The organism is Myxococcus faecalis (assembly GCF_050039385.1).
GTDB classification, from domain to species: Bacteria; Myxococcota; Myxococcia; order Myxococcales; family Myxococcaceae; genus Myxococcus; species Myxococcus fulvus.
Genome location: NZ_CP144336.1, coordinates 1,692,020 through 1,717,512 on the forward strand (window position 1 = coordinate 1,692,020; position 25,493 = coordinate 1,717,512).

A 25,493-nucleotide genomic window follows, 5' to 3' on the forward strand; every position below is an offset into this window, starting at 1 on the left:
GGCCGGCCCGACAGCACCACCAACGGGAGGGATGCGGACGAATCAGATGGCATAGCGGGTTCCGCCAGCCTCCTTGCCGACGACGCGGAGCGCCTCCTTGTCGTGGCGGGGCAGGTTCAGCGTCTCGAAGGTGCGCTCGTCCGCGATGACGACCTCGCCCGCCGAGCCGCCGTACAGCAGCTCCCCGACGAACCAGTACGCGCCCTCGTCGACGTGGATGACGCAGATGCCCATGGCGCGCAGGCGCTCCAGGTAGTCCGCGTTGTTCTCCACGATTCCGGCGCCCACCCACACCGGCCAGTCGACCGTCACGCTCCGCACGCCGGGCCGCAGCGTGGAGTAGACGAGCCCCGCCTTGGCGACGAGGTAGTTGGCCAGCGAGTAGTCCGTCTGCCCCTTGTTGCCGTAGCGACCGCTGCCCGAGCCGAAGTTGATGAAGAACTGGAGGTCGTCGTTCCAGGTCTCCTGCGCGAGCACCTGCCACAGGTGCGCCTTCGACGCGAGCGTCCGGACGAACGCGTCCGAGGACTTCATCGGCAGGCTCTTGGACTCCTCGATGGTGGCGCCGTGGACGATACCGTCGATGCGGCCGTGCTCGCGGCGCACGTCGGCCAGCAGGGCCCGCACCGCGCCCACGTCGGTCATGTCGCAGACCTTGTACTCGAGCGAGATGCCCTGGCTCCGGCAGTCCTCGAGGTTGCGGTGCAGCTCACGCCGGTTGGCGATGTCGGAGTCGAAGACACGCCGCGCCTGCACCGGCGTCTTCCCCGGGTGCTCCGCGAGGTAGCGTTTGATGAAGGACATCCGATAGGCGGGCAGCTCCGCCTCGGGCACCTTCAGCCACTCCTCGCTGCCGCTCGGCGGCACGGTGCGGCCCGTGATGATGACGCGGGCGCCGGTGGACTTCGCGAGCAGCTTCGCGCACGGGTAGACGACGCCGCGGCCTCCACCCGAGACGACCACCACCGAGCCGGTCCGGAGCGACACCGGCGCGGACTCCTTCGGGAAGGACGTCTCGATGTCACGGAAGACGTAGCGACGGCCGCCGGTGTAGCCGACCTCGACATCGAGGTCCGCGCTGACCAGCTCGTTCCAGACCTGCCGCGCCCACTGCGACGCGTCCTGGCCATCCAGGTCCACGACCTTGCAGCGCGAGCCGGGCAGCTCCCGCCGCAGGCACTTGACGAAGCCGCCCGCCGCGCCGGCCAGCGGGATGCGGCCCTGCGCATTGGCGTGACCGAAGAGGCCTCCGCCCGCCGTGGCCACCAGGTACCAGCCGCCCCCGGGCAGCGCGCCAATGCGGTCGTAGACGGCGAGCGCGCTCTGGTACAGCCCCAGGGAGAAGGTGTTGACGGTGGACGCCCAGGCCGAGGCCTCCTGCTCGTCCAGCTTCGCGGTGGGCGCCGTGGTGTGCAGGAGGATGAGGCCATCCAGCGGCTGCTTCTCCTGGAGCTCCTTCAGCGCGCGGCCGGCGCTCTCGGGGTGACGCCAGTCCAGGGACACGCCCTGCTCCGGCGCGGGGCCGGAGGACAGGATGACGACCCGCGCGCCCGCGGCTTCCAGCATCTGCGCCAGGGCCTTGTAGGCGCCATGCGCGTCCGTGGAGATGCCGAGCGTCTTGCCCTTCAGGTGCGCGACGCTCGGGGCATCGACCTGCGGGGCCAGCTCCACGGGGTGGACCTCGTAGCGCTTGCCCGCGAGCTGGGCCGGCGGCGACACCGACTGCGACGCGGACTTCAAGCGCCCCTCGAGGTGCTCGGCCAGTCGCCGCAGCGACGCGGTGTCCCCGCTCGCCTCGCAGCGGGCGATGAAGCGACGGACGTCATCCAGACCGAGCGTGCCCTGCTTCGCGGCGGGAGCCGCCTCCGCTAACGCGGGCGCCACCACGGCGTTGGCGACCAGGTACTCCGACATCTTCCGCACGGTGTTGTAGTTGCGGACCCGGAACTTCTCGTTGCGCGCCACGCCGAACTTCTCGCGGGCCATGGCGAACGCTTCAATCTGCGTGACGGTGTCCACGCCCAGGTCGACCTCCAGGTCGAGGTCGGGCTGGATGAGCTCGATGTTGTAGCCCGTCTTTCCCTGGAGCACGGAGACCAGGAAGGACTGCACCTCCTGCACCGTGAGGCCCGGGGTGGGAGCGGCGGTCGCCACGGGAGCCTGGGGCGCGGGGGCCGCCGCGGCGGGCGCCCTGCTCGTCAGGTACTCCACCATCTTCCGCAGCGTGTTGTGGTCCCGCAGCCGGAAGTTCTCGTCCTTCTCCACGTTCAGGTACACCCTCGCCATCGCGAAGGCCTCCACCTGTTTCACCGTGTCGATGCCCAGGTCCGCCTCGAGGTCCAGCTCCGCCTCGAGCATCTCCGCCGGGTATCCCGTCCGCTCCACCAACGCACCCACCAGCAGCTTCATCACCGAGTCAGCATCCACGGTGCTCGCCTTCGGCGCCGGAGACGCCACCGGCTGGGACACGGCGGAAGCGGACGCAGCGACCACGGGCGCTCGCGCAGCCTCGGTCACGAAGGCGGAGGGCTTCACGTCCTCGGTCGACGACCTCGCAGCCTGCACCGGCGGCGATGAGCCGACGGATTCCCCCCACGCGGCGCGCGGCGCCCCGGAGACGGACGCAGCGGGCGACCGCGAGGCGTCGGGCGAAGCCTTCGCGGCTTCTCCCACCGGCGCGGAGGCCGCCCCCGTGGAGGCAGCGGGCACCCGCGAGGTGTCGGACGAAGCCTTGAGGGCCCCGCCCTCCAGCGCGGATGCCGTCACGGTGGAGGCCACGGAGGACCGCGAGGAATCAGGCGAAGCCTTCGCGGCTTCTCCCACCGGCGCGGGTGGCACCACGACGGAAGCACTCGTCGCGACAGGCGTGGTCTTCGCAGGCACAGGCCCCGCGACCGCGGCGGCCCTGCCCGCCAGGTACTCCGCCATCTTCTGCAGCGTGTTGTAGTGACGCACGCGGAACTTGTCATCCCGCTCCACCCCGTAGGACATGCGCGCGTGGGCGAAGACCTCGACCTGGGTGATGGTGTCGATGCCCAGGTCCACCTCCAGGTCCAGCTGCGGCTGGAGGATGTCCAGGCTGTAGCCGGTCTTCGCGGCCATCGCGTCGCGCAACAGCTGCAGGATGGCGTCCGCGCTCGGCGCACTCGAAGCCGGAGCAACAGCCGCCACGGGAGCCTGGGGCGCGGGGGCCGCCGCGGCGGGCGCCCTGCTCGTCAGGTACTCCACCATCTTCCGCAGCGTGTTGTGGTCCCGCAGCCGGAAGTTCTCGTCCTTCTCCACGTTCAGGTACACCCTCGCCATCGCGAAGGCCTCCACCTGCTTCACCGTGTCGATGCCCAGGTCCGCCTCGAGGTCCAGCTCCGCCTCCAGCATCTCCGCCGGGTATCCCGTCCGCTCCACCAACGCCCCCACCAGCAGCTTCATCACCGCCTCACCATCCACTCCGCCCGCCTGCTTCACGGGCTCGGCGGCGGCGATGGCGAGCGCGGGACGCGCGGACGCGGCATCGAGCCGGGCGAGCGCCCCTCGCGTCTCCACGAGGACCGTCTCCAGGACGGGCCGGTCGCTTCGAGCCGCGCAGTCATCGACGAAGGCCAGCACCTGCTCCAACGAGACTTCCACGTCCCTCTCCACGGTCGTTCCTTTGTCCAGGTGCTTCGAGAGTCCCTTGGCGAGCAGCGCCACCGTCGTGCCGTCCACGCGCGCGCCGACCGGGACCTGCAACTTGCGCTCGACGGAGGACACCGCGTCCTGGACCTCCGAGGGCGTCAGCCCGAGGTCCTCCACGAGTCCGACATGGGGCGCGAAGAGCTCCGGCACATACCCGGTCCTCTCCACCAACGCGGCCACGAGCTGCTGTTGAACTGCTTCCTGATGGGAGACGTTCATCTCGAGAGACCTATTCGCGGAGCAGATGGTGGGCGTAGCTGAAGGCGAGGAGGCGGTGGAACTGCTCGACCTCGCCCAGCTTGGGGTGATTGCTGGCCTGAGCCAGGTACGGCAGACCCTTCAACGTGGACTGGATGAACGCCGTCAGCGACCACTTGGGCCCGGCTTCGATGAACAGCCGCGTGCCCTCGTCGTGCAACCGCCGCACGTGCTGACCGAAGTGGACCGGCAGCACGTATTGCAGCGCGAGGTGCCGGGCCATGAAGCGCGCGTCCGTCTCGGGCGCGTAGTAGCGCCCATGGACGCTGGAGAGGACCGGGAGCTGGGGAGCATTCCAGGTGAGCCGCTCCAGCTCCGCGCGCAGCAGCGGCACCGCGCCGGCGATGATGCGTGAGTGGTACGCGTGCGACACGGGGAGCACGCGGACCTCGAACCCGTTCGCGCGGCACCAGCGCGCGACGAACTCGACGGCCTCGACCTCGCCCGCGACGATTCCCTGCCCCGGAGCATTCTCCGCGGCCACCGTCACGTAGCCGCCCGCCTCGGGCAACACCCGGCGCAGCCGGTCGAAGTCCCCGCTGACGCTGAGCATCCTCCCGGGGGACTCCACGCGCAGCCCGGTCACCGCGCGGGTGCGCCGGTACACCGCGCGCAGCGCCTCTTCGAAGGAGAGCACCCCGCTCGCGGCCAGCGCCGCGTACTCCCCCGCGCTCTGTCCCAACAGCACATCCACCCGGATGCCCTGCGCGCGGATGAGCCGGTAGAGCGCCACGTTCGCCACGAAGACGGCGGCGTGCACGGTGTCGTCGTCCTGGCGATAGCCCTCCTCCGTGCCAGGAGGCACCCAGAAGGTGCTCGAGAGCGACTGCCCCGTCATCGCCGAGAATGCGGCATCCGCCTGCGCGAGCGTGCTCGCGACCAGCGGGTACTCCACCGCGAGCTCGCGCAGCATGTTCGCGTACTGCGGCCCCTGTCCCGGGAACACCGCCGCCACCTTCCCCGTGTGGAGCTGGCGCGCGTCGCGCACGTCGTAGAAGAAGAGGCCCTGCTCCGGAAGGCTCGGCGAGCCCGTGCCCGCCAGCAACGTCCGGGCGCGCTCCAGCGCCTTGCGAGCCTCCTGCCCCCGAGGCAGCGTCATCGCCAGTCGGCACGGCAGGGCCGCATCCGCCCTGGGTCCACCCCGCGGGTCCCACCCCGGCTCGCGCACCAGCGCCTGGAGCAGCCGCTCCACCTGCCGCCCCAGGTCCTCGCGGCTCGCGCCGGAGAGCGCGAGGAAGGGAGGCCGTGACGGCTCCGCGCTCGTCACCTCCACCGGGGCGCGCTCGGGCTTGGGCGAGTACTCCTCCAGCACGGCGTGGAAGCTCGTCCCACCCAGGCCGAAGGACGTCACGCCCGCGCGACGAAGCCCCGGCCCATCCATCACCCAGGGCTGGACCTCCGTGGGCACCTCGAAGGACACCTGCGACCAGGGGATGCGCGGGTTGGGCGTCTCGAAGCCGATGTTCGGCGGCACCTGCTGGTGGTGCAGCGCCAGGGCGACCTTCGTCAGCGCCACGGCGCCGGCGCCCGAGTTCAGGTGGCCGACGTTCGACTTCACCGAGCCCAGCAACAGCTTCCCCTCGGAGGCGGCCCGGCCGTAGACGGCCTGATACGTCTGGACCTCGATGGGGTCACCGACGGGCGTCCCCGTGCCGTGGCCCTCCACGTACTGGACATCGGTGGCGCGGATGCCCGCCTTCTCCACCGCCCTGCGGACCGCCTGGACCTGTCCTTCCGAGGAAGGCGCCCAGATGGAGGCGTTCTTCGGGTCCGTGGCCCCGGCCACCGAGCGCACCACGGCGTAGATGCGGTCCCCCGCTCCTTCCGCGTCCGACAGGCGCTTCACGGCGATGAGCGCCGCGCCCTCGCTCGTGATGTAGCCGTCCGCCCTGGCGTCGAACGGGAACGAGCCCTTCTGCGACAGACCGCCGAAGGAGCAGCACTGGCTCAGCGCATCCACGCCGAGCGACGCGTACATCCCCCCCACCAGCACCAGGTCGCACTGCCGGGTGCGCAGCTGGTTCATCGCGATGTCGAGCGCCGCGAGGCTGGAGGCACATGCGGACTCCACCATGAGCATCGGCCCCTGGAAGTCCAGGTGGTGCGCGACGCGTCCCACGGCCAGGCTGCCCAGGTACCCGAGCAGCGTGTCCTCGGTGATGGGCGGCAGCTCGCTCTTGTAGCGCGCCTCGGCGGACGCGCGGAGCTTCGTGGCCGTGGCCGCGTCGACCCCGTGGCGCTCCAGCTGCTCGGCCAGGCGCGCGTCGAACTCGGCGTAGTACACGCGGGCCTGGGTCTGGAACTCCCGCTCGAGCGGCGGCAGGTAGCCCATCACCACGCCCACGCGCGACGGGTCGACCTGCTGCCGCGTCGCCCCGGCGTCCTCGAGCGCCTGGAGCGCGGCCTTCATCGTCCAGCTGTGTCCCCGGTCGATCTGCGAGGACATCTTGGGCGGCACGCGGATGCGCGCCTGGGGCCAGGCGCCGTCGACGATGTAGCCGGCGAGGTTGGTGTAGGGCCGCACCTTGCTCTGCCGCGTGGGGTCCAGGTAGCGGTCGATGGGCGCGCGCTCGTCCGGAATCTCACCGATGGCGCAGCGCTTCTGGAGCAGGTTCTCCCAGAACGCTGCGGGGTTCTCCGCCTGCGGGAAGACGCCGCCCAGGCCGACGATGGCGATGGGCTCGGCCACCTGCGGCGCCCGGAGCGTGCGCGCCAGCGCCTGGTGGTACGCGGGCGAGAACTCCTCCAGGGTCAGGTGGTAGTTGATGCCGCCGAAGCTGAACGCGCTGACCGAGGCACGACGCGGCCCCTCCTGGACCTCCGGCCACGGCCGCCCCTGGTTGGAGATGTGGAAGGCGGAGCGCGAAAGGTCGATGCCCTCCGCGGCCTCCCGGAACGAGTGCTGCGGCGGCAGGAACTTGTGGTGCAGCGCCAGGGCCGTCTTCATGAGCCCCGCCGCGCCCGAGGCCGCCTGCAGGTGGCCCGTCAGCTCCTTCACGCCGCCCAGTCGGATGGCGCCCCGCGGGGCGCTTGCGCCGAATACCTCCTGGAGGCTCTGGAACTCCGTGAGGTCGCCCAGGTTGGTGCCCGTGGCGTGGCACTCCACGTATTGGACGTCCTGGGGCGCATAGCCGGCCTGCGCGTAGGCCCGGCGCATCGCGAGCACCTGGCCCCGCGAGTTGGGCGCCATGAGCGACTTGCCCTTGCCATCCGAGGCCGCGCCGAGGCCGCGCAGCACCGCGTAGACCTTCTCGCCGCGCGCGAGCGCGTCATCCAGGCGCCGGAGCGCGAAGACCCCCACGCCCTCCCCCAGGAGCGTCCCGTTGGCGCGGCGGTCGAACGGAGCCAGCGTGGAGTCGGACAGCCCTCCCAGCTTGCTGAACGCGATGAGGTCATGCGGGGTGAGCAGTTGGCTGCAGCCCGCCGCGAGCGCGACGTCGCAGTCGCCCGCGTTGAGCTGGTCGCACGCCGTCTGGATGGCGGCCAGCGCGGAGGCGTAGCCCGCGTCGACCGTCGCGTGAGGCCCCCGGAGGTTGAAGAGCTTGGCGGCCCGCCCCACCCAGACGCTGCTGAAGGAGGCGATGGCCTCGTCCTCGGTGATGCCCGCCAGCTCGCGCTCGACCTGCTGGGACGTGGCCTCGAGCAGCTCGGAGGCCAGGGACGCCGGGAGCGCCGCCTCGGCGAGGGCCCGGGAGAGACACTCCCGCATGTCCAGCAAGCGGGTGCGCACGCGCGTGTCCGGACGAAGCCCTCCGCCCAGGGAGCCCAGGGTGAAGCCGACGCGCTCGGGCGCCACCGTGTCCATCACGCCCCGCGCATCCTCGAGCGCCTGCGCCGTCGCCTCCAGGAACGCGAGCTGCGTGCGGTGCATGTCCTGCGCGACCTTCGGAGGGATGCGGTACTTCCGATAGTCGAGCGTCAGCTCGTCCAACGGCGCGGCGTGCCTGCAATAGGTGCGGTCCGCGGCCGTGCGGTCCGCCGCGTAGTACCCGTCCAACCGCAGCTCACGCCCGGTCAGCTCCCGAATGGCCGTGGGCCCCGTCAGCACCCGCTCCCAGAACGCCTGGGGATTGGATGCCTTTGGGAATACGGCACCGATGCCGACAATGGCAATCGGCCGAAAAAGGCGCTCCTCCATGAATACCCTCTGACGTCCCCAATGGATGCGCTCGGCGAGCGCCGGGCCAATGCCTTGTCGCAAGCGCACGGGCCCTCCCCTCGATTACAAGGTAGACGAGATTGTTCAGGCAGATCAATCCCTCCGTTCATTTCCTCCCCTCGGACAAATGGCCTTTCACGAGGGTGGAATTTGTAGCGCGGAGAGACACACGCGTTTCAACTTCCCTGAGAATGTCACGGCTCGGCGAGCACTCGAGGTGACATCAATGACACATCAGACACCATCCAGGTCGACCCAACCCGCGCGTGCGGCCCCACCCCTGGCATCGGCCCCTCCTCGGAGAAGCCAGACACCGCGAGGTCACCGCGCGGGGACGTCATGGATTGTGTCCGCCCCACCTTGGAGCCCCACGCGGCTCAGGGCTGGGTTTCGGCGGAGCCCGGCGCGGCGGGCGCCTGGGGCAGCTTCTTGAGCAGGTCGATGTTCGGCCCGCCGATGGCCAGCAGGGTTCCGGCGATGTACTTGCTGGCATGCCGCCGGGGCAGGCCGCGCATCCACGTCGGCTGCTCGGGCATGGCGCCGCCGGTGGACTGGCGGTCGTCGATGGTGACGCCGCGCTCCCAGAGCATCGTCAGCATGGAGGTGGGACAGGGCGTGGCCAGCTCCTGCTGGAGCTCCGCGTAGGCCGCGCGATACGACGGCTCGGCGATGGGCTGGAGGTATCTCGCCGAGTTGCTGGCCTCGACCAGTCCCGTGCAGCGGGTGATGGCCGAGCCGCAGCTTCGGGCCCTGCGGGCCACGTCCACGGGCGCGACGATGCTGGAGAACGACGTGCTCGCCCAGAACACGGCGCGCATGCGGTCGCCCTGCGCCTGGCTCATCGGGGTCCACTCGGCGGGAGGCTGCTTCATCAACGCGTGCGCCTGGCGCTCCTGCCCCAGCAGGGCGTTGCCAATCATCGCGCCGATGAGGGTGTCCGTCCGATACGACAGCCACGCCAGGTGGCGCACGTCCCGGGCGGCCTCCAGGGGCTGCCCTGTCTTCACGCCGTGGAGGAGCCGGAGCTTGGACCACTCCAACAGCGCGATGAAGTGGGGCACCGGGGCCGTCATCATGTTGTACGGCTCCTCATGCCGGAACGGGAGGTTGCGCGCGAGGTCCCACCGGTCGAAGCGCTGGAGCTCGCGCATCCACTCGAAGCGCAGCGAGGACAGGTCCGGGTCCGCGGCGAACCACTCCTCCAGCGTCTTCTTCTCCTTGAGGTGCGCGGGAAGCTGGAGCGGTGAGTCCGCGGGCATCGCGGGGCCCGGGCTCTCCCAGTGCACCCAGGCGTTGAGCACGGGGCCCGCGTCCCCGTCAGGGCGTGGCTCGCGGAACCACGGGTCGGCGGCGAGCTTCTCCTGCTCCCGGCAGAACAGGTCCAGGTGCGCGACGACGTCCTGCCGCTGCGCGTCCAGCGTGGGCTCGTATCGCGAGCGCATGAACAGGTCGAACGCGACCAGGGCCACGACGATGAGCACGACGAGGAGACTGACGAACCAGACCAGCACTCGCGACACGCTTCCCCGGGACCACCGCACGCTCGGACGCATGTCTCGACTCTAGCAATCCCTCGCACCTCCCCGAGAATCCAATATTCAACTTAATCAATTTTTACAGCTATTTACTGTTTATGCCGGAGAGATGCTCCCGGAGCGTCGCCCGGTGGCATGGGACTCCAGGCCGGCGGCGCGCTCCCCGCGGTCAGAGATGAGAGGGCCCCATGTTCAAGAAGGCAGCAGTCCTCGCTGTCAGCTGTGGTGCGTTGTGGGTCGGCTGCGGTGTCGACCCGGAGATGGAGAACGAGGAGATCGTCTCCAACCTGGTGGAGGCCGGCTTCCGCGTCGACGACCTCCTCATCGCCGACGGCAAGGTGTACGTCGGTCGTGACGCGCACGTCACGCTGGAGGCCTCCCGGGAGATGCTCCAGTCCCTGGACGAGAGCTCGGAGCAGTACCGCACGACGAACCAGGTGGGCACGGGCGTGACGAAGATCTGCGTCAACCCCACGCCCGATTTCAACACCTACAGCATGCTGAGCCAGGGCCTGGACCTGGCCATCGCCAACTACAACGAGCGGGGGCTGCGCCTCACCTTCGCGCGTGGACCGACCACCGGCTGCACGGCGAACATCACCGCGCAGACGACGACGGGCACGGGCGGCTCGGCGGGCTTCCCCTCGGGGGGCCTGCCCTATGGAATCATCAACATCGGCACCGGCCTGCAGGCCTACAGCGCGGACGTGAACGAGCACGTCATCACGCACGAGCTGGGGCATGCCATCGGCTTCCGCCACACGGACTACTACAACCGCAGCATCAGCTGCGGCGCAGGCGGTGACGAGGGCGACGCGGGCGTGGGCGCCATCCACATCCCGGGCACGCCGACCACGGCCACCGTGGGCGGCTCCGTCATGAACTCCTGCTTCCGCTCGACGGAGACGGGCGAGTGGACCAGCTCCGACATCACCGCGCTGGACGCCCTCTACGGCACTGGCGGCGTCGCGGCCTGCTCCACCTACAGCTTCACGTCCTACCGCGGGCAGAACGGGACGCAGATCCGCTGCAGCTGCCCCGCCACCAGCAGCGGGACGGTGTGGGGCACGGACATCTACACGGACGACTCGAATGCCTGCGCGGCCGCGGTGCACGCGGGGGCGATTGCCTCCAGCGGCGGCACGGTGACGGTCGTCATCCAGCCGGGCCAGGGCAGCTACGCGGCCAGCACCCGCAATGGCATCACCACGCTCTCCTACGGCGCCTGGCCGGGGAGCTTCACGTTCACGAACACGACGCCGGTGCAGGCCTGCTCCACCTACGACTTCACGTCCTACCGCGGGCAGAACGGGACGCAGATCCGCTGCAGCTGCCCCGCCACGAGCAGCGGGACGGTGTGGGGCACGGACATCTACACGGATGACTCGAACGCCTGCGCGGCCGGCGTGCACGCGGGGGCGATTGCCTCCAGCGGCGGCACGATGACGGTCACCATCCGACCCGGGCAGAGCAGCTACACGGCCAGCACCCGCAACGGCATCACCACGTTGTCCTACGGGGCCTGGGCGGGGAGCTTCTCCACCAGTCCGTAGTCGTCACAGCGGCCCGATGCGCCGTGGCCCGGGGGTGGCTCGATGATGAGCGCCTCCGGGCCCTGCCCGGTTGGGAGTTCTCCGCCCGCCCGCCGGAGTCGAGCGCGCCCGGTGAGGAGCGAGCCGGAGGTGGCTCGCTGAAGCGCCCCTCGGTCCATCGGGAGTCGAGACTCCTGGATGACCGCGTGCACGGCGCCAGCGAGTCACTCCACCGGCGTGACCGTCCTTCCCGCACACGAAGCGTTCAACGTGGCGCCCTTGGGACAGGGAGACCTCGCGGCCTTCGTCGGGGGCGGCTTCGAGAAGACAGAGCCCGCGGAACGCGGCGAGATGCGCTGATACCGCGCATACGCCTCCACGAGCGCCGTGCGCAGGGCGGTGGGCTCCGTGGGCCCATGCCGCGCCACGGTGCTGGCCAGCGCCTCCAGCAGATAGGCCTCGGGCGCCATCAACGTCCGCGTGAGCGCGATGGGGGTCGAGCCCAGCGCCTTCAACACCGGACCGAAGTACTGCTCGCTCATGCAGGCCAGGACGACCACGGGCCGGGGCGTGGCGCCCGGTGGCACCTTCACCTGGGGAGGCTCGCGGTCCATGAGCCGGTCATGCCCGGCCCACACCAGCAGGTCGGCGCGACTGGCGCCCGCCGCCGCGCGCAGGAAGTCCTCCAACGCCGTGTCGATGGCGTCGCCTGCGTAGGCCAGCAGCTTCAGCCGCACGGGTCGCTCCCCCTTCGCGGGGGTCCGCTCGAGGATGAGCTCACGCAGCACCACGCTCCCCTCGGGCCCCGGCTCGCGGCTCATCACCTTGAAGCCAGGAGCCCGGGACAGGTACCGCTCCGCGCCGTACATCGCGCCCCAGTAGAGGTTCGTCTCCAGCGCGCGCGGAGCCCCGGCGGCAGCCCGGCCACACTCGATCAACGCGTTGTCACACAGCGGGACGAAGACCTCGACCTCCACGGGAGGCGCGGCCAGCAGGGTCAGCATCACGAAGGTCAGCACACGAGGCCTCCAGGGGCGTCGCCTTCAGACACCCCGGGTCCTGCCTTGCGTTCCACCGAGTGGGCCGCTCCCTCATGCGGGCCCGCGGCTCAGCCTCCGCCCCGCGGCGCTGTCACGCGCCTGGCCGACAGCACACCCGCCAGCGCCATCACGAGCCCTCCGGCGAGCGGCACCACGAGCAACCCCAGGCGCAGCCCCACCGCGTCGGCGATGAGCCCCACCACGGGGGGCGACAGCAGGAACCCCAATCGCATCAACCAGCTCACCACCGTCAAGCCCGTGCCGGGCCGCAACCCGGGCAGCTCGTCCGCGCCGTGCATCGCCGCGGGCACCAGCGTGGCCACACCGAAGCCCGCGAACGCGAAGCCCACGATGGTGGCGGGCACCGAGGGGAACAACAGCGCGCCCCCCATCCCCAGCGCCGCGAGCGCGCCGCCCGTCCGCGCCACGGCCCGCTGTCCGAACCGGTCGACGAGCCGGTCCCCGAACAGCCGCCCGATGAACTGCGCCCCCACGAGCGCCACGTAGCCGAACGAGGCCACCGCCACGCTCGCCCCGAGCGTGCCCGAGAGATAGACCGCCGCCCACGTCATCCCCGCGTCCTCCACGAGCACGCCACTGCTGGCAATCAGGACCAGCGCCGCCATCGAGAGCACGAGCCGCAGTCGCCCCGCTCCCCGCTTCACGGAAGCCCCCTCCGCGTGCGCGGCGGCCCCGGAGGCCTCGGTGGGCTCCGGCCCCGGCAGCAGGAAGCGCAAGGCCGTCAGCGAGACGCCGGAGAAGAGCAGCGCGGAGAGCCCCAGGTGGAGGCTCCGTGGAACAGCGAGCCCCGCCGCCAGCCCGCCCATGAGCCCGCCCACCACCGCGCCCACGCTCCACAGCGCGTGGAACGAATTGAGGATGGAGCGGCCATAGAGGCGCTGCACCCGGAGGCCATGCGCGTTCTGCGCCACGTCGGTGATGGCGTCCATGCTGCCCGCCAGGAACAACGTCACGGCGAGCGCGGCCCACGAGGGCGCGAGGCCCGCGAGCAGCAGGCCCAGCCCCGTGAGCACCGTGCCGGCGACAGCGACCCGGGACGAGCGGAAGCGACGGATGATGGCTGCCGCGGCGAGCCCCGCCATCAACGCCCCGAAGGGGAAGGACGCGATGGCGAGCCCGTACTGCGCATTGGTGAGCCCCAGGTCCGCTTTGATTTGCGGATAGCGCGGCAGCAGGTTGGCCAGGATGGCGCCGTTGGTGAGGAACAGCACCGCCACGGCGGCGCGGGCCGCGCGGTGCGCCCGAGGCACCGACGGAGGGAGGGAGGAGTTCATGAGGCGGCTCTAGGGGGAGAGGAATCGGAGCACGGCGTCGCGAGTGACATCGCGGCCATGCGGTGTGGCGTCGAGGCTGACGTGGATGAACAGCCCTTCGATCAGCGCATCGAGCTTGTGGGCCGTCCGCGAGTCGACGTGGCGCTCGAGCACCGCGCGGCTGCGGCGCATCCAGTCGTGGGTGATCTGCCTGAAGGCGGGCTTTCGCGCCGCCAGGGTGTAGAGCTCGAGCGTGAGCACCAGGTCATCCGGCCCCGCCACCAGGTCCTCGTGCACCAGCTCGACGATGGCCGCCGCCAGCTGCTCGCGGTCTTCCACCGCCGACAGCCGCGCCGCGAAGCGCTCGCTGACCCGCTCGGCGAAGCGGGTGAAAGCCTCGCGAAGCAGCTCATCCATGCTGGTGAAGTGGTAGGTCATCGACCCCAGGGGCACGTCCGCCCGCTCGGCGACACGCCGATGCGACGTCCCCGCCACGCCCCCCTCGGCGATGACACTGAGCGCCGCATCGATGATGCGGTCGCGTCGGTCCGGGTCATTGCGGCGCTTCACCACGGAGACTCCTGACGCGGCAGGGCCTCGACGTGGGCGCCCCGGAGCGTGAATCGAAGGTTCGAACGAGCACCCCACACGGGACAGCTCCCGCATGTGTACGTTCGTACATATCGACACGGACCGGAACGACTTTGTTCCCGAGAACGGCCAGGACGGAGGGACGAACCAGACGCCTCCGTCCCGGCCGCGCCCCCTCGGCTACCTGCGGATGCGCAGCGTGACGGAGTTGAACACCTTGATGTTCTTGCCGTCCTCGCGGATGACGACGTAGTCATCATTGGGAGGCACCGGCCGGATGAACAGGCCTTGCACCTCGTGCTCGTTGACGGACTCGGCGCCGAACCGCGCCATCACCATGGTCCCCATGGCCATGCCCGTGCAGCCCACGCACTTGGGTGCGCGATAGACGAACACCGTGCCGCCCTCGATTTGATTCGAACCATTGAGGCGCGGCTTCGGCACGGCGATGAACAACCGCTGGTCCGTGCCGGGGATGTCCCAGACGGCCCCCAGCGGGTGGGGGTTGCTGCTCTCGGCGTTGCGCCCCACCGGCCGGAGCGTGATGTCGACGGTGCCCCCGTTGTCGACGACGGAGTTCACCTGGACCAGGTCCTCCTTCTTCGTCCACCCCAGCCAGTGCAGCTGCGGGAGGTTGTAGTTGTCCGAGCCGTTGCTGCCCATGTACGTGCTCGAGTCACCGTAGTGGTCGACCTCACCCGTCGTCGGGTTGCGGGTGTTGCCGTGCGCCAGCCCCAGCACGTGGCCGACCTCGTGGGCATAGTCACGGAACAGGCCCCCCTTGAGGAAGACGCGGTTGGAGCCCGCGTTCGAGACGGAGCACATGCCGCTGGGCATCGAGTACACGGTCAGGAACGCGTTCGAGCGGGCCTTCTGGACCGCCTGGTTCTTCGCCTTCGAGCAGTTCGCGCTCGTCACCTCCACCGTCTGCGACGCGGTGATTTCCAGCCCCACCTGCCCGCCCGAGGCGACGCCGAAGAACGAGTAGAGGTCGCGGACGTTGTTGCGGATGTCGGACAGCGAGGGGGTGCTCCGCCCCGCGTAGGTCACACGGACGACCTTGACGGTGTGCTTCTTGTTGATGGCGCCCAGCCGCTTGTTGTGGTTCTCGACGCACGCCGGCTCCGACGCGGAGCAGGTGTACCGGTAGGGCGAGGCGGGCGCCTCCACGTCCTGGACCCGGTACGAGCGCACGCCGTCGTTCGCGCTCGCGCCGCTCGCGAACGAGGTCTCACAGAGGTTGGCGCTGGTCTCGACGGTGACCGAGTCCCCGGAGCAGTCCGCCCCGGCATGCAGCGTCACCGCCTTGCCGATGGCCACGTCGACGTACGAGGCCCCCGCCCCGGCGGGGAGCGCGTAACAACCGTTGGCCGAGGACTCCTGGAGGATGGTCGAGTCGCCGTGACAGTCGTCGCGCAGGACCACGGGCGCCAGACGCGGGGCGAGCAGTTTCGCGCGCAGCGCGGCCCAGTTGTCCGCCGTACAGGCGTCCGACTGGACCTCCTCCAGGAACAGGCCGTCCTCGAGCTCCGCGTGCTCGTACGTCCTGCACGTCTCCCACATCTCGCTCCAGTGCGCCCAATCACACGTCCCCGCCGCGACGTACCCCTCGACACAGGCGAGCGCCGCCTCGAGCGCGGGGGAGACCACCGCCTGGCGGTTGGAAGAGACGGAGGCCGCGGTGCCACCAGCGCCCCCCAAAGGAGGCTGGGACATGGGCTCCTGGAGCCCGCCATCGCAGCCTGAGACCCATGCTCCGCACAACATGACGCCCACCATGGACAGCTTGCGCATACCGCTCCCTGCCGCGGCCCGGGCCGGGGGGCGCCAGGACACGTGCTCAATGAGGGTGATTGTGGAGTTCCGGCTTTTACACGGAGTCAGAATAAAAAACCATCCGTTCAATATGGTTTTCGGACCGCCCCCGACGCAACTCCCGCGGGCTGATCGCGATAATCCCGGCAAGTTCCTTCTTTTTTTGAATTCGTGAGGCCCCACCATGGGTTTCGACATCCGGAAGACCATCAACACCGTCCGCACGAACGTCCAGAAGACGGTGCAGGACGTCAAGAAGACGGCTGAGGACAACAAGGAGCTCATCAAGGGCGCCACGGCGGTCGCCACCCAGAGCGCGAAGGCCTTCGGGTACGGCAAGGACGCCTTCCAGCAGATCAAGAACATCAAGAACGGCGCCGAGGGCCTGCTGACGGGCAAGAACCTCGATTTCGTCAGCAACCCCACCTACAAGGCGGGTGAGTTCAAGGGCCTGACGAAGCTGGGCGCCGGCATGAAGGCCGCCGCGCGCTACGCGGGCATCCCCGGCGCGGTGATGTCGGGCGCCACGGCCATCAAGGACATCCGCCAGGCCATCCGCACCGGCAGCAAGGACGACATCCTCGCCGCCACGCGCTCCTCGCTGGACGCGACCAAGGCGGGCATCACGGCCGCGACGGGCGGAATCCTGGGCGGCAAGGTGATGGGCGGCGTGCTCGGCGGCACCGTCTTCAAGGAGAAGCTGGAGGCGGGCAAGAAGGCCGTCGACGCGTTCAAGAAGACGCTCCCCAACGCCAGCGACGACGTGCTCAAGGCCGTCAAGAACGCGGCCACCACCAGCCTGTTCGAGGGTGGCACGGCCAAGGGCGTCAGCCGGGCCGTCAAGGCCGCCGCCTCCGAGACGGCGAAGGCGACCAGCACCCTGGCCCAGGGCCTGGGCACCGGTCCGCGCACGGCCGCCAAGGCGCTGCTGAAGACGGCGGGCTCCGAGGTCGGTGAGGCCGCGCTCAAGCAGGGCGCGAAGGCCGCCGCCGGCACCGCCGCCAAGACGCTGGGCCGCTTCGCCCCGGGCGTCAACGTGGCCATCGCCGCGGTCGACGTGGCCAACGCGGGCGCGACGCTGATGGACAAGAACGCGAGCACCGGCAAGAAGGTGACGTCGGTCATCACCGCGGTGGGCTCCATCGCCGCCGCCACCAACATCCCCATCGTCAGCCAGGTGGGCGCCGCGGTCTCCACGGTGTCCAGCATCGTGGGCGCCTTCTTCTAGAGCAGCGACCCCATCGCGGGGTTTGTCAGAGCGGCTCGGCTGGACTATGCCCTGGTCCATGCCGAGCCGTCGCTTTTCCCCCCATTGGCGCGGACGCTGGCAGGCCTATCTCCCGGGAGCATTCGTGAGCAGCAAGCAAGGGTCTCAAGGAGCAGGTCAGGGCGTCGAGCGGCTCCTCAAGATGAGCCCGGTGGTCAGCCTCGTGTCCGCCAAGGCGCTGGAGCTGCCCACCGTGAGCGCGCCCTCCCTGGAGGGCATCTCCGTGCTGGTCCCCACGCCGCCGGACCTGACGGAGGAGGACCTGCTGCGCGCCTTCCACGAGAAGCACCGCGCCGTGTCCCCCTCGCGCGAGCGGCAGGCGGGTGAGCCGCTGGCCCTGGGCGACGAGGTGAAGCTCAACATCGTGGGCTACTGCGATGGCCGGCTCATCCCCTTCTCCTCGCGCTTCGGCCTGACGACGGAGCTGGCGCCCATCGAGATGCTGCCCGGGCTCAGCGAGTCGCTGGCCGAGGGCGGCAAGGTGGGCGAGTCCCTGCAGGTCGCGCTGGAGCTTCCGGACACCTACCCGGTGGAGTCGCTGCGGGGAAAGCCCGCGCGATTCCTGGTGGACGTGCTGGGAGCGCACGAGGTGACGCCGCTGCCGGACAGCGACCCGGAGTTCCTCGCGAAGCTGGGGATGGGCGCCACGCTGGACGAGGTGATGAACCACCTGCGCGAGGAGCTGGAGGACCAGGGAGCCGCCGAGCTCTGGGTGCAGGCGCGGGACCTGGTGCTGGACGAGCTCATCCAGCGCGCCCCGGTGGAGCTGCCGCGCGCGCTGGTGGACGAGGAGCTGCGCCGCCGCTGGGTCCAGGCCGAGGGCCAGGGCCTGGTCGACCACCAGTTCGACGTGGACGAGCAGCGCGAGGCGCTGGAGGGCTGGCTCACGGACGACACCACGCGCGCGGACGTCGAGCGGCGGCTGCACATCGGCATCGTGCTGAAGGCCGTCACCGAGGAGCACAAGCTCCAGCTGACGCCGGAGAAGCTCGAGCAGCTGGTGGCCCTCCAGATGGAGCCCTTCGGGCTCACCGCCGCGGATGCCCACGCCGCCCTGCGCGAGTCTCCGGAGACGACGAAGCGGCTGGCGGAGATGGGCTGGTACCTGCTCGCGGTGGAGTACGTGATGAACCGCGCGAAGGTCACCTTCGAGGGCGCGGACCAGGCGGGCTGAGCGCCCCCTCGGGGCTCAGCTCTCGCTGAACCACAGGCCCGCGGCCCCCGCCAGGCCCAGCCCCACGAACAGCGCGGCCAGGCCCCAGGTCTTGCCGCGCGACATGCGCAGCGACTCGCCATACCGGTAGCCGCACACCAGCACGAGCAGGGCCAATCCCAGACAGATGGACGCGGGCCCCAGCGCGACGAGCACCTTGCGCGGCGTCCCGCTCACGTCCAGGACTCCCAGCAGCGCCAGCGGCCAGAAGCCGATGACGAGCAGGCCGAGCACCAGGCCCCACCCCCACTTCCCCTCGGGGGAGGTCAGCTCCATGAAGTCCAGGAAGCGCGCCCACGGGCCCTGGGGTGGCTCTCGACGGGGCGGGGCGGACGTCGGCACGGGCGGGGCTCCTGGGACAGGGTGCGGTGCACCGGGGATGCACCGCGCGAGGATAGGACAGCGCCCCCCAGCCAACCAGGGCACGGGGGCCCCGTGTCTCAGCGGCGGCCGAGGAACTGGGGGTCGGTCCAATCCCAGAGCCGCTCCGGGTGCTCGTCCACGTCGAGCGGCAGGCTGTTCCAGCGATACACGGCGCGCGAGCTGGCGCCATGGATGTGGATGAGCAGGCTCAGCGTGGCCAGCACCGCGAAGGTGGCCGTCAGTCCGCGCCGGGCCTCGGGGCCCTTCCACTGGAGCGAGCGCACCACGGGGACGAGGAAGAAGACGAGGTAGGGCACCATGTCCGTGAAGAAGCGCGGGCCATACGAGTGCCCTCCCCACCAGTGCGGGAAGGTGGAGATGGAGAACCAGTGCAGCGCCACCACCGTGAGCAGCACGGCGTGCAGGCGGGTGAAGGTCCGGGCGCGCACGTCCAGCCACAGGCCCCAGGCGCTCAAGAGCAGCACGGGGGTGAAGACGAACAACCCGCGGCCGGGGGACACGAGGTTGCCGGCCAGGGCCTCGGCCACGCGCGAGGAGGACCACTCCAGGCGCTGCGGCTCGTAGTAGGGCGCGAGCACGGAGCCGTAGTGGACCTGGTTCACCGCCACCCAGGGGATGGCCACCAGGAGCGCGCTCGCGAAGAACCTCCAGGCCTGACGCGGGTAGGTCCACACGACGTAGAGCGACAAGAGCAGCACGGACAGCCCGTTGGTCGGCCTCATCACGTAGGCGAGCGCCAGCGGGAGGCCCGCCCAGCCGACGACGGCGGGATTGTCCCGTGCGCGCACGAGGCAGACGAGCGTCAGGGTGAGGAACAGGAGCGAGGGGCCGTGTTGCCACAGGGCGCGGCTGGCGGTGGAGAGCAGCGGCGTGCAGAAGACGAAGACGGCGGCGAGCAGGAGCGCGCGACGGCGGGACAGCTTCAGCGACATGCCGAGCACGAACATGGCGACACCCGCCAGGGCCGTGACCGCGGAGGCGAAGTAGCGCTGCGGCTCGTTCCACGCGTTCAGGTCCACCAGGCCGGTGGTGTCGTGGAGGTGGCGCCAGTGGGCCAGGGACCTGCCCAGTGACGGGTGGAGGCCGCCCACGGGGGTGACGAGCCGCACGAAGCCATCCACCAGCGCCACCATGGGCACGGCGACGAGCGAGGGGCCCAGGGGGAAGTAGTTGTAGTAGTGGCCGTCGCGCTCGAAGAGGCCGTTCTGGTGCACCTGGAAGGTGGGCGCGTATTCGTCCAGGGCGATGTTCCCCTCGCGCAGGAGCGACAGCGTGGTGGGGAGCGTCAGCTTGGAATCGAAGGGGGTGTAGACGGGGAACGCCGCCAGCACCGCGAAGAAGCCCAGGAAGAGCAGCGCGTATGTCGCCCAGGGACGGGACATGGAGGCCCCTCTTAGTGCCTCGCGCCACGGGGGTCACCCGAAACCAGCGGCGGGTCAGGCCCCTGCCCACTCCAGCCTCGTCCTCCAATCCCTATCAATGACAAGTCATTCCACCGCGTCCCGGACACGGGAGCGCACGCGCATGGCATCGCCCGTGCGCCTCCGCGCCACGCGGAGCCAGGCCCGGCCCCCCGGGCGTCCGGGCGGGCGTCCGGCGCCGGCCCACCGAGGAGGCGTCCGAGCGGTGGACGCCCGGAAGATGCCTGTTCGTTGACTCCTGGCGACGCCAGAATCTTTGTGACACGGCCGACCCGGCCGGGCTGATAACCCAGGGCCACGCGAGCGGGGTACCGAGGAGGCACATTTGGGTGGGGCTGGAACAGCCAGGGGCACACGGGACGCGGAGCTCTTCGACGCAGTGGATGTCTCCCTCTGGGTGGAGGACTTCACCGCCGTGACGAATGCGCTCGACGCCCTGCGCGCATCGGGCGTCACGGACCTGCGCGCCTGGCTCGCGGAGCATCCCGGCTTCGTGATGGAGGCCGCGAGCTGGGTGGAGGTCCTGGACGTGAACGAGGCCACCGCCCGCCTGCTCGAGGCGCGCGGCCGTGACGAGGTGATGGGCAGCCTGTCCCTCTCCCGCATCTTCCTCCCGGAGACGGCCGCGGCATTCACCGACGAGCTCGTCATGTTCTGGGAAGGCGGCACGCGCCTGGAGCTGGAGACCGTGCTCAAGACGCTGCGAGGCCGCCACGTCGACGTCATGCTCACCCTGACCCGGCCCTCGCCGGAGCACAGCGACCGGGTCTTCGTCACCATGCGGGACGTCACCGCCCAGAAGGCGTCCCAACGCGCCCTCCAGGAGAGCGAGGCCCGCTTCCGGAACATGGCGGACCACGCCCCCGTCATGCTCTGGGTGACGGACGTCACCGGCCGCTCTCTGTATCTCAGCCGCAGCTGGTACGAGTTCACCGGGCAGACGGAGGCCGAGAGCCTGGGCTTCGGCTGGCTCGGCGCCGTGCATCCGGACGACGCCGAGCGCGCGGGCACCGTCTTCCTCGCCGCCAACGCCGACCACCTCCCCTTCCAGCTCGACTACCGGCTGCGACACAAGGACGGCCGGTACCGCTGGGCCATCGACTCGGCCAGCCCCCGCTTCGGACCGGCGGGCGAGTTCCTGGGCTACATCGGCTCGGTCATCGACATCTCCGACCGCAAACAGGTCGAACAGGAAAGAGAGCGACTGCTGGTCGCCATGGACGAGGCCATCCGGATTCGCGACGAGTTCCTCGCCGTGGCCAGCCACGAGCTCAAGACGCCCCTGACGCCGCTCCACCTGAAGCTCCAGACGCTGGCCCGGGTGGCCCAGGAAGGCCGCGGCCCGCAGCTGCTGGAGCGGCTGCCCGCGGACCTGGAGGTCATGCAGCGACAGGTGAAGCGCCTGTCGACGCTGGTGGGCGAGCTGCTCGACGTCACGCTCATCAGCGGAGGCCAGCTGCGCCTGGAGCCGGAGCCGGTGGACCTGGGCGCGCTGCTCCACGAGGTGGCCCTGCGCTTCGACGCCGAATCCCAGCGCACCAGCACCCCCATCCACACGGAGCTGGGCGAAGTGGTGGGCCAGTGGGACCGCGCGCGGCTGGAGCAGGCCGTGTCGAACCTGCTCGCCAACGCCCTCAAGTACGGCGAGGGCCACCCCGTCCACCTGCGGACCGGACGCACCGCGGAGCACGCCTGGTTCAGCATCCGGGACGAAGGCATCGGCATCCCTGCGGAGGCCATGGACCGCATCTTCGAGAAGTTCGAGCGCGCCGTCTCCGAACGCCACTACGGCGGCCTGGGCCTGGGCCTGTACGTCACCCGGCAGAACGTCCGGGCCATGGGGGGCACCATCGACGTGCGCAGCGCGCCGGGCCAGGGCGCCACCTTCACGGTGCACCTGCCCTGCCGGGTGTCGGGTGAGAGCGCCGCGGGAGGACTGGCGCGATGAGGGGCCCCCGAGCCGTGGAGGAGGTGCTGCGCGGCGGCGGCGAGTGCGGCGCGTTGCTCCGACGCATCGACTGGGAGAAGACGCCCCTGGGCCCGGTGGAGCGCTGGCCGCAGTCCCTGCGCACCACGGTGGGAATCGTCCTGGCGTCCAACTACCCGCTCTACCTGGCGTGGGGCCCGCGCTACGTGCAGATGTACAACGACGCCTACCGTCCCATCTGCGGCGCGACGAAGCACCCCGCCGCGCTGGGACAGGAGGCCTCCATCACCTGGCCGGAGGTGTGGGACACCATGCTCGCCCCCGGCTGGGAGCGCATCCAGGCCACCGGCGAGCCCATCCGCGTGGAAGATTTGATGATGCCGTTGGACCGCAACGGCTACGTGGAGGAGTGCTACTTCTCCTACAGCCACAGCCCCATCCGCGACGAGTCCGGCGGCGTGGGCGGCATCTTCGCCGCGCTCACCGAGACCACCGAGCGCGTGCTCAACGAGCGCAGGCTGCGCACGCTCTCCGAGCTGAGCGCCGCGGCCCTGGGACAAGCGACGCCGGAGCTCACGTGCCGGGAGATGGCGCGCGTGCTCGCGGGCAACCTGAATGACGTGCCGCTCGCGCTGCTCTACCTCACCGATGACGCGGAGCGCACGGCGAGCCTCGTGGCGCTCAGCGGCCTGCCGTCGGACAGCAGCGCGGCCCCCGCCCGAATCCTCCTGGACGAGGAGCCCCGCCCGGACACCTGGCCCCTGGCCCGCGTGGCACACACCGGAGAGTCGCTGCGGCTCGAGCAGCTCCCCGAGTCCCTGGGGCCGCTGCCCGGTGGCCCCTGGCCCGAGGCGACCACGTCCGTGGTGGTGCTGCCCATGCCCCGTCCCGGACAAGCCCTGCCCCTGGGCTTCCTGGTGTTGGGCATCAGCCCCCGTCGGGCGCTGGACGAGGCCTATCGCCGCTTCCTGGAGCTGGTGGCCAGCGGCGTGACGACGGCGGTGACCACCGCGCGGGCCCGTGAAGAGGAGCGCCGCCGCGCGGAGGCCCTGGCCGAGCTGGACCGGGCCAAGACGACCTTCTTCAGCAATGTCTCGCACGAGTTCCGCACGCCGCTCACGCTGATGCTGGGCCCGGTGGAGGACGGCCTGCGCGACGCCGAGGAGCCGCTGGGGCCGCGCCAGCGGCATCGCCAGGAGACGGTGCACCGCAACGGGCTGCGGCTCTTGAAGCTGGTCAACACGCTGCTCGACTTCTCGCGCATCGAGGCGGGCCGGACGCGGGCCTCCTTCGCGCCCACGAACCTGGGCGCGCTCACGGCGGACCTGGCCAGCGCCTTCCGCTCCACCGTGGAGCGCGCCGGCCTGAGGCTCGTCGTGTCGTGTGAGCCCCTCCCCGAGCCCGTCTGGGTGGACCGCGAGCTGTGGGAGAAGGTCATCCTCAACCTGCTCTCCAATGCCTTCAAGTTCACCCTGGCCGGGGAGATTCGCGTCGCGTGCGCGGCGAAGGACGACGGGGTGGAGGTGTCGGTGACGGACACGGGCACCGGCATCCCCGAAGCGGAGCTGCCGCGCATCTTCGAGCGCTTCCACCGCGTGCAGGGCGCGCACGGGCGCAGCTACGAGGGCAGCGGAATCGGGCTCGCGCTGGTGCAGGAGCTGGTGAAGCTGCACGGGGGCAGGCTCGCCGTGCGCAGCGTGGAGGGGCATGGCAGCACCTTCACCGTGTGGCTGCCCCTGGGCCATGCGCACCTGCCCGCCGGGCACCTGAAGCCCCAGGAGCCAGGCCACACCACCCACCTCCGGGCCTTCGTGAGCGAAGCGCGGACGTGGCTGGAGGCTCCGGCCTCCATCGAGGTCACCGACGACGAGGCGCCCCCGCTTGCGCGCCGTGAGGACCGGACGTCCCACGCCAGCGAGACGGTGCTCGTGGTGGATGACAACGTGGACATGCGCGACTACGTCCAGCGCCTGCTGGGCGGACGCTACGCGGTGGAGACGGCCGCCAACGGGCATGAGGCGCTGGAGCAGGTGCGGGCCCGACGGCCGGACCTGGTGCTCAGTGACGTGATGATGCCGGGGATGGATGGCTTCGGGTTGCTGCGCGCGCTGCGGGCCTCGCCCGTCACGGCGGACATCCCCGTCATCCTGCTGTCGGCCCGCGCGGGCGAGGAGGCCACCGTCGAGGGGCTGGAGGCGGGCGCCAACGACTATCTGGTGAAGCCCTTCTCCGCGCGGGAGCTGCTCGCGCGCGTGGAGGGCAACCTCGCCGTGGCCAGGGCACGCGAGGAGAAGCGCCAGGTCGAGCAGGCGCGGCAGGCCCTGGCCGTCGTGGTGGAGCAGAGCTCGGATGCGATTGGCATCGCGGACACCGAGGGCCGCATCACGTATCTCAACGAGGCCGGCCAGCGGATGCTCGGCGTCCCGGGACAGGAAGCGGCGCGCCACACGTCCCTGCTGGACTACTTCCCCGAGGAGGACCGTCCCTTCGTCCAGGACACGCTCCTGCCCGGCGTGGCGACGAAGGGGCGCTGGGAGGGGGAGCTGCAGGCGCGAAACCTCCGGACGGGGGCGCGGCTGCCCGTGCGCTACGCCATCTCCACCCTCACCCACGCCCGGACGGGCCAGCCGGTGGGCGTGGCCGTCATCGCGCACGAGCTGTCCGAGCAGAAGCGCCAGGAGGCCGAGACGCGCCGGCGCGCGGAGTTCGAGCAGCAGCTCATCGGCATCGTCAGCCATGACCTGCGAAACCCGCTCAGCGCGATTCAGCTGGGAGCGTCGGTGCTGGCCCGGCGGGAGGAGCTGAGCGAGCGCAACCTGCGCTCGGTGCTGCGCATCCAGGCCTCGGCGGAGCGCGCGGTGCGGATGACGCATGACCTGCTGGACTTCACCCAGGTGCGCCTGGGCGGAGGTCTGCCCATCCACCGGCGGCCCGTGGACCTGCATGAGCTGTCACAGCAGGTGATTGAGGAGTTGCAGATGGGCCACCCGGAGCGGGAGCTGCGCGTGGAGTCGGACGGGGATGCCTTCGGTGAGTGGGATTCGGACCGCATCGCCCAGGTGCTGGGCAACCTGGTGAGCAACGCGCTTCAATACAGCCCCGCCAGCTCGCGCGTGACGGTGCGTGTCCAAGGCGAAGCACCGCGCGTCGTCCTGTCCGTCCACAACGAGGGACCGCCCATTCCCGACGACGCCCGCGAGCGGCTCTTCCGTCCGCTCCAGCGCGCCCGCACGGCGGACAGCAACACGGGGCGCAGCATCGGCCTGGGGCTCTTCATCGTGAAGCACATCGTCGAGTCCCACGGGGGCACCGTCGACGTGACGTCCCAGGACGGCCAGGGAACGACGTTCATCGCCGTGCTGCCCCGGCTGGCGTCAGACCAGGGTACGAGCTGAGCTGGCCCCA

At 70.5% G+C, this 25,493-nt stretch carries 14 protein-coding genes; 5 read left to right on the forward strand and 9 right to left on the reverse strand.

Translation table 11 applies throughout. The features are described 5' to 3' along the window. Positions 1-42: 42 nt before the first annotated feature. The 3 genes from VZQ01_RS06360 to VZQ01_RS06370 form a co-directional block, all read right to left on the reverse strand. The gene (locus VZQ01_RS06360) at positions 43-3,891 is read right to left on the reverse strand and encodes a KR domain-containing protein (RefSeq protein ID WP_426747176.1); all 3,849 of its coding nucleotides are present in this window, start codon (positions 3,889-3,891) and stop codon (positions 43-45) included. Between the two features lie 10 nt (positions 3,892-3,901). After that, complete coding sequence (locus VZQ01_RS06365) at positions 3,902-8,068, reverse strand: beta-ketoacyl synthase N-terminal-like domain-containing protein (RefSeq protein ID WP_426747177.1); 4,167 nt, start codon at positions 8,066-8,068, stop codon at positions 3,902-3,904. A 398-nt stretch (positions 8,069-8,466) separates the two neighbouring features. After that, positions 8,467-9,642, reverse strand: coding sequence for a hypothetical protein (locus VZQ01_RS06370; protein WP_223748854.1), 1,176 nt, complete (start codon positions 9,640-9,642; stop codon positions 8,467-8,469). A 170-nt stretch (positions 9,643-9,812) separates the two neighbouring features. Between VZQ01_RS06370 and VZQ01_RS06375 the strand changes: the two genes are divergently transcribed. Beyond that, positions 9,813-11,177: a M57 family metalloprotease gene (locus VZQ01_RS06375; RefSeq protein WP_426747178.1), complete on the forward strand. Its 1,365-nt coding sequence runs from the start codon at positions 9,813-9,815 to the stop codon at positions 11,175-11,177. 203 nt (positions 11,178-11,380) lie between these two features. Here the strand turns inward: VZQ01_RS06375 and VZQ01_RS06380 are convergent, their stop codons facing one another. The 4 genes from VZQ01_RS06380 to VZQ01_RS06395 form a co-directional block, all read right to left on the reverse strand. Next, a complete protein-coding gene (locus tag VZQ01_RS06380) occupies positions 11,381-12,175 on the reverse strand; it encodes a hypothetical protein (protein ID WP_426747179.1) in 795 nt (264 codons plus the stop codon). A gap of 89 nt (positions 12,176-12,264) precedes the next feature. Further along, a complete protein-coding gene (locus VZQ01_RS06385; RefSeq protein ID WP_426747180.1) occupies positions 12,265-13,491 on the reverse strand; it encodes an MFS transporter in 1,227 nt (408 codons plus the stop codon). A 9-nt stretch (positions 13,492-13,500) separates the two neighbouring features. Beyond that, a complete protein-coding gene (locus VZQ01_RS06390) occupies positions 13,501-14,040 on the reverse strand; it encodes a TetR/AcrR family transcriptional regulator (protein ID WP_426747181.1) in 540 nt (179 codons plus the stop codon). Between the two features lie 201 nt (positions 14,041-14,241). Then, complete coding sequence (locus tag VZQ01_RS06395; protein ID WP_223748850.1) at positions 14,242-15,777, reverse strand: hypothetical protein; 1,536 nt, start codon at positions 15,775-15,777, stop codon at positions 14,242-14,244. A gap of 283 nt (positions 15,778-16,060) precedes the next feature. On the opposite strand from VZQ01_RS06395, the gene VZQ01_RS06400 reads away from it, so the two are divergent. Both VZQ01_RS06400 and VZQ01_RS06405 read left to right on the forward strand, forming a co-directional pair. Beyond that, positions 16,061-17,104, forward strand: a complete 1,044-nt coding sequence (locus VZQ01_RS06400) for a hypothetical protein (protein WP_426747182.1) — start codon at positions 16,061-16,063, stop codon at positions 17,102-17,104. A 124-nt stretch (positions 17,105-17,228) separates the two neighbouring features. Next, positions 17,229-18,317 (forward strand): trigger factor, encoded by a 1,089-nt coding sequence (locus VZQ01_RS06405; protein ID WP_223748848.1) that lies wholly within the window; start codon positions 17,229-17,231, stop codon positions 18,315-18,317. Positions 18,318-18,332: 15 nt separating this feature from the next. Here the strand turns inward: VZQ01_RS06405 and VZQ01_RS06410 are convergent, their stop codons facing one another. Further along, positions 18,333-18,698, reverse strand: coding sequence for a hypothetical protein (locus tag VZQ01_RS06410; protein ID WP_223748847.1), 366 nt, complete (start codon positions 18,696-18,698; stop codon positions 18,333-18,335). Positions 18,699-18,796: 98 nt separating this feature from the next. Further along, positions 18,797-20,122, reverse strand: coding sequence for a hypothetical protein (locus tag VZQ01_RS06415; protein WP_426747183.1), 1,326 nt, complete (start codon positions 20,120-20,122; stop codon positions 18,797-18,799). 418 nt (positions 20,123-20,540) lie between these two features. Here VZQ01_RS06415 and VZQ01_RS06420 point away from each other — a divergent pair, with 418 nt between their 5' ends. Further along, a complete protein-coding gene (locus VZQ01_RS06420) occupies positions 20,541-22,109 on the forward strand; it encodes a sensor histidine kinase (protein ID WP_426747184.1) in 1,569 nt (522 codons plus the stop codon). Beyond that, a complete protein-coding gene (locus tag VZQ01_RS06425; protein ID WP_426747185.1) occupies positions 22,106-25,483 on the forward strand; it encodes an ATP-binding protein in 3,378 nt (1,125 codons plus the stop codon). Before VZQ01_RS06420 ends, VZQ01_RS06425 begins: the two co-directional genes overlap by 4 nt. Positions 25,484-25,493: the final 10 nt, after the last annotated feature.

Bases quoted from the DNA above. Each gene is read 5' to 3' on its own strand.
- VZQ01_RS06400 (WP_426747182.1), top strand. From the start codon at position 16,061: ATGGGTTTCGACATCCGGAAGACCATCAACACCGTCCGCACGAACGTC.
- VZQ01_RS06395 (WP_223748850.1), bottom strand. From the start codon at position 15,777: ATGTCCCAGCCTCCTTTGGGGGGCGCTGGTGGCACCGCGGCCTCCGTC.
- VZQ01_RS06375 (WP_426747178.1), top strand. From the start codon at position 9,813: ATGTTCAAGAAGGCAGCAGTCCTCGCTGTCAGCTGTGGTGCGTTGTGG.
- VZQ01_RS06385 (WP_426747180.1), bottom strand. From the start codon at position 13,491: ATGAACTCCTCCCTCCCTCCGTCGGTGCCTCGGGCGCACCGCGCGGCC.
- VZQ01_RS06415 (WP_426747183.1), bottom strand. From the start codon at position 20,122: ATGTCCCGTCCCTGGGCGACATACGCGCTGCTCTTCCTGGGCTTCTTC.
- VZQ01_RS06360 (WP_426747176.1), bottom strand. From the start codon at position 3,891: ATGAACGTCTCCCATCAGGAAGCAGTTCAACAGCAGCTCGTGGCCGCG.
- VZQ01_RS06425 (WP_426747185.1), top strand. From the start codon at position 22,106: ATGAGGGGCCCCCGAGCCGTGGAGGAGGTGCTGCGCGGCGGCGGCGAG.
- VZQ01_RS06365 (WP_426747177.1), bottom strand. From the start codon at position 8,068: ATGGAGGAGCGCCTTTTTCGGCCGATTGCCATTGTCGGCATCGGTGCC.
- VZQ01_RS06370 (WP_223748854.1), bottom strand. From the start codon at position 9,642: ATGCGTCCGAGCGTGCGGTGGTCCCGGGGAAGCGTGTCGCGAGTGCTG.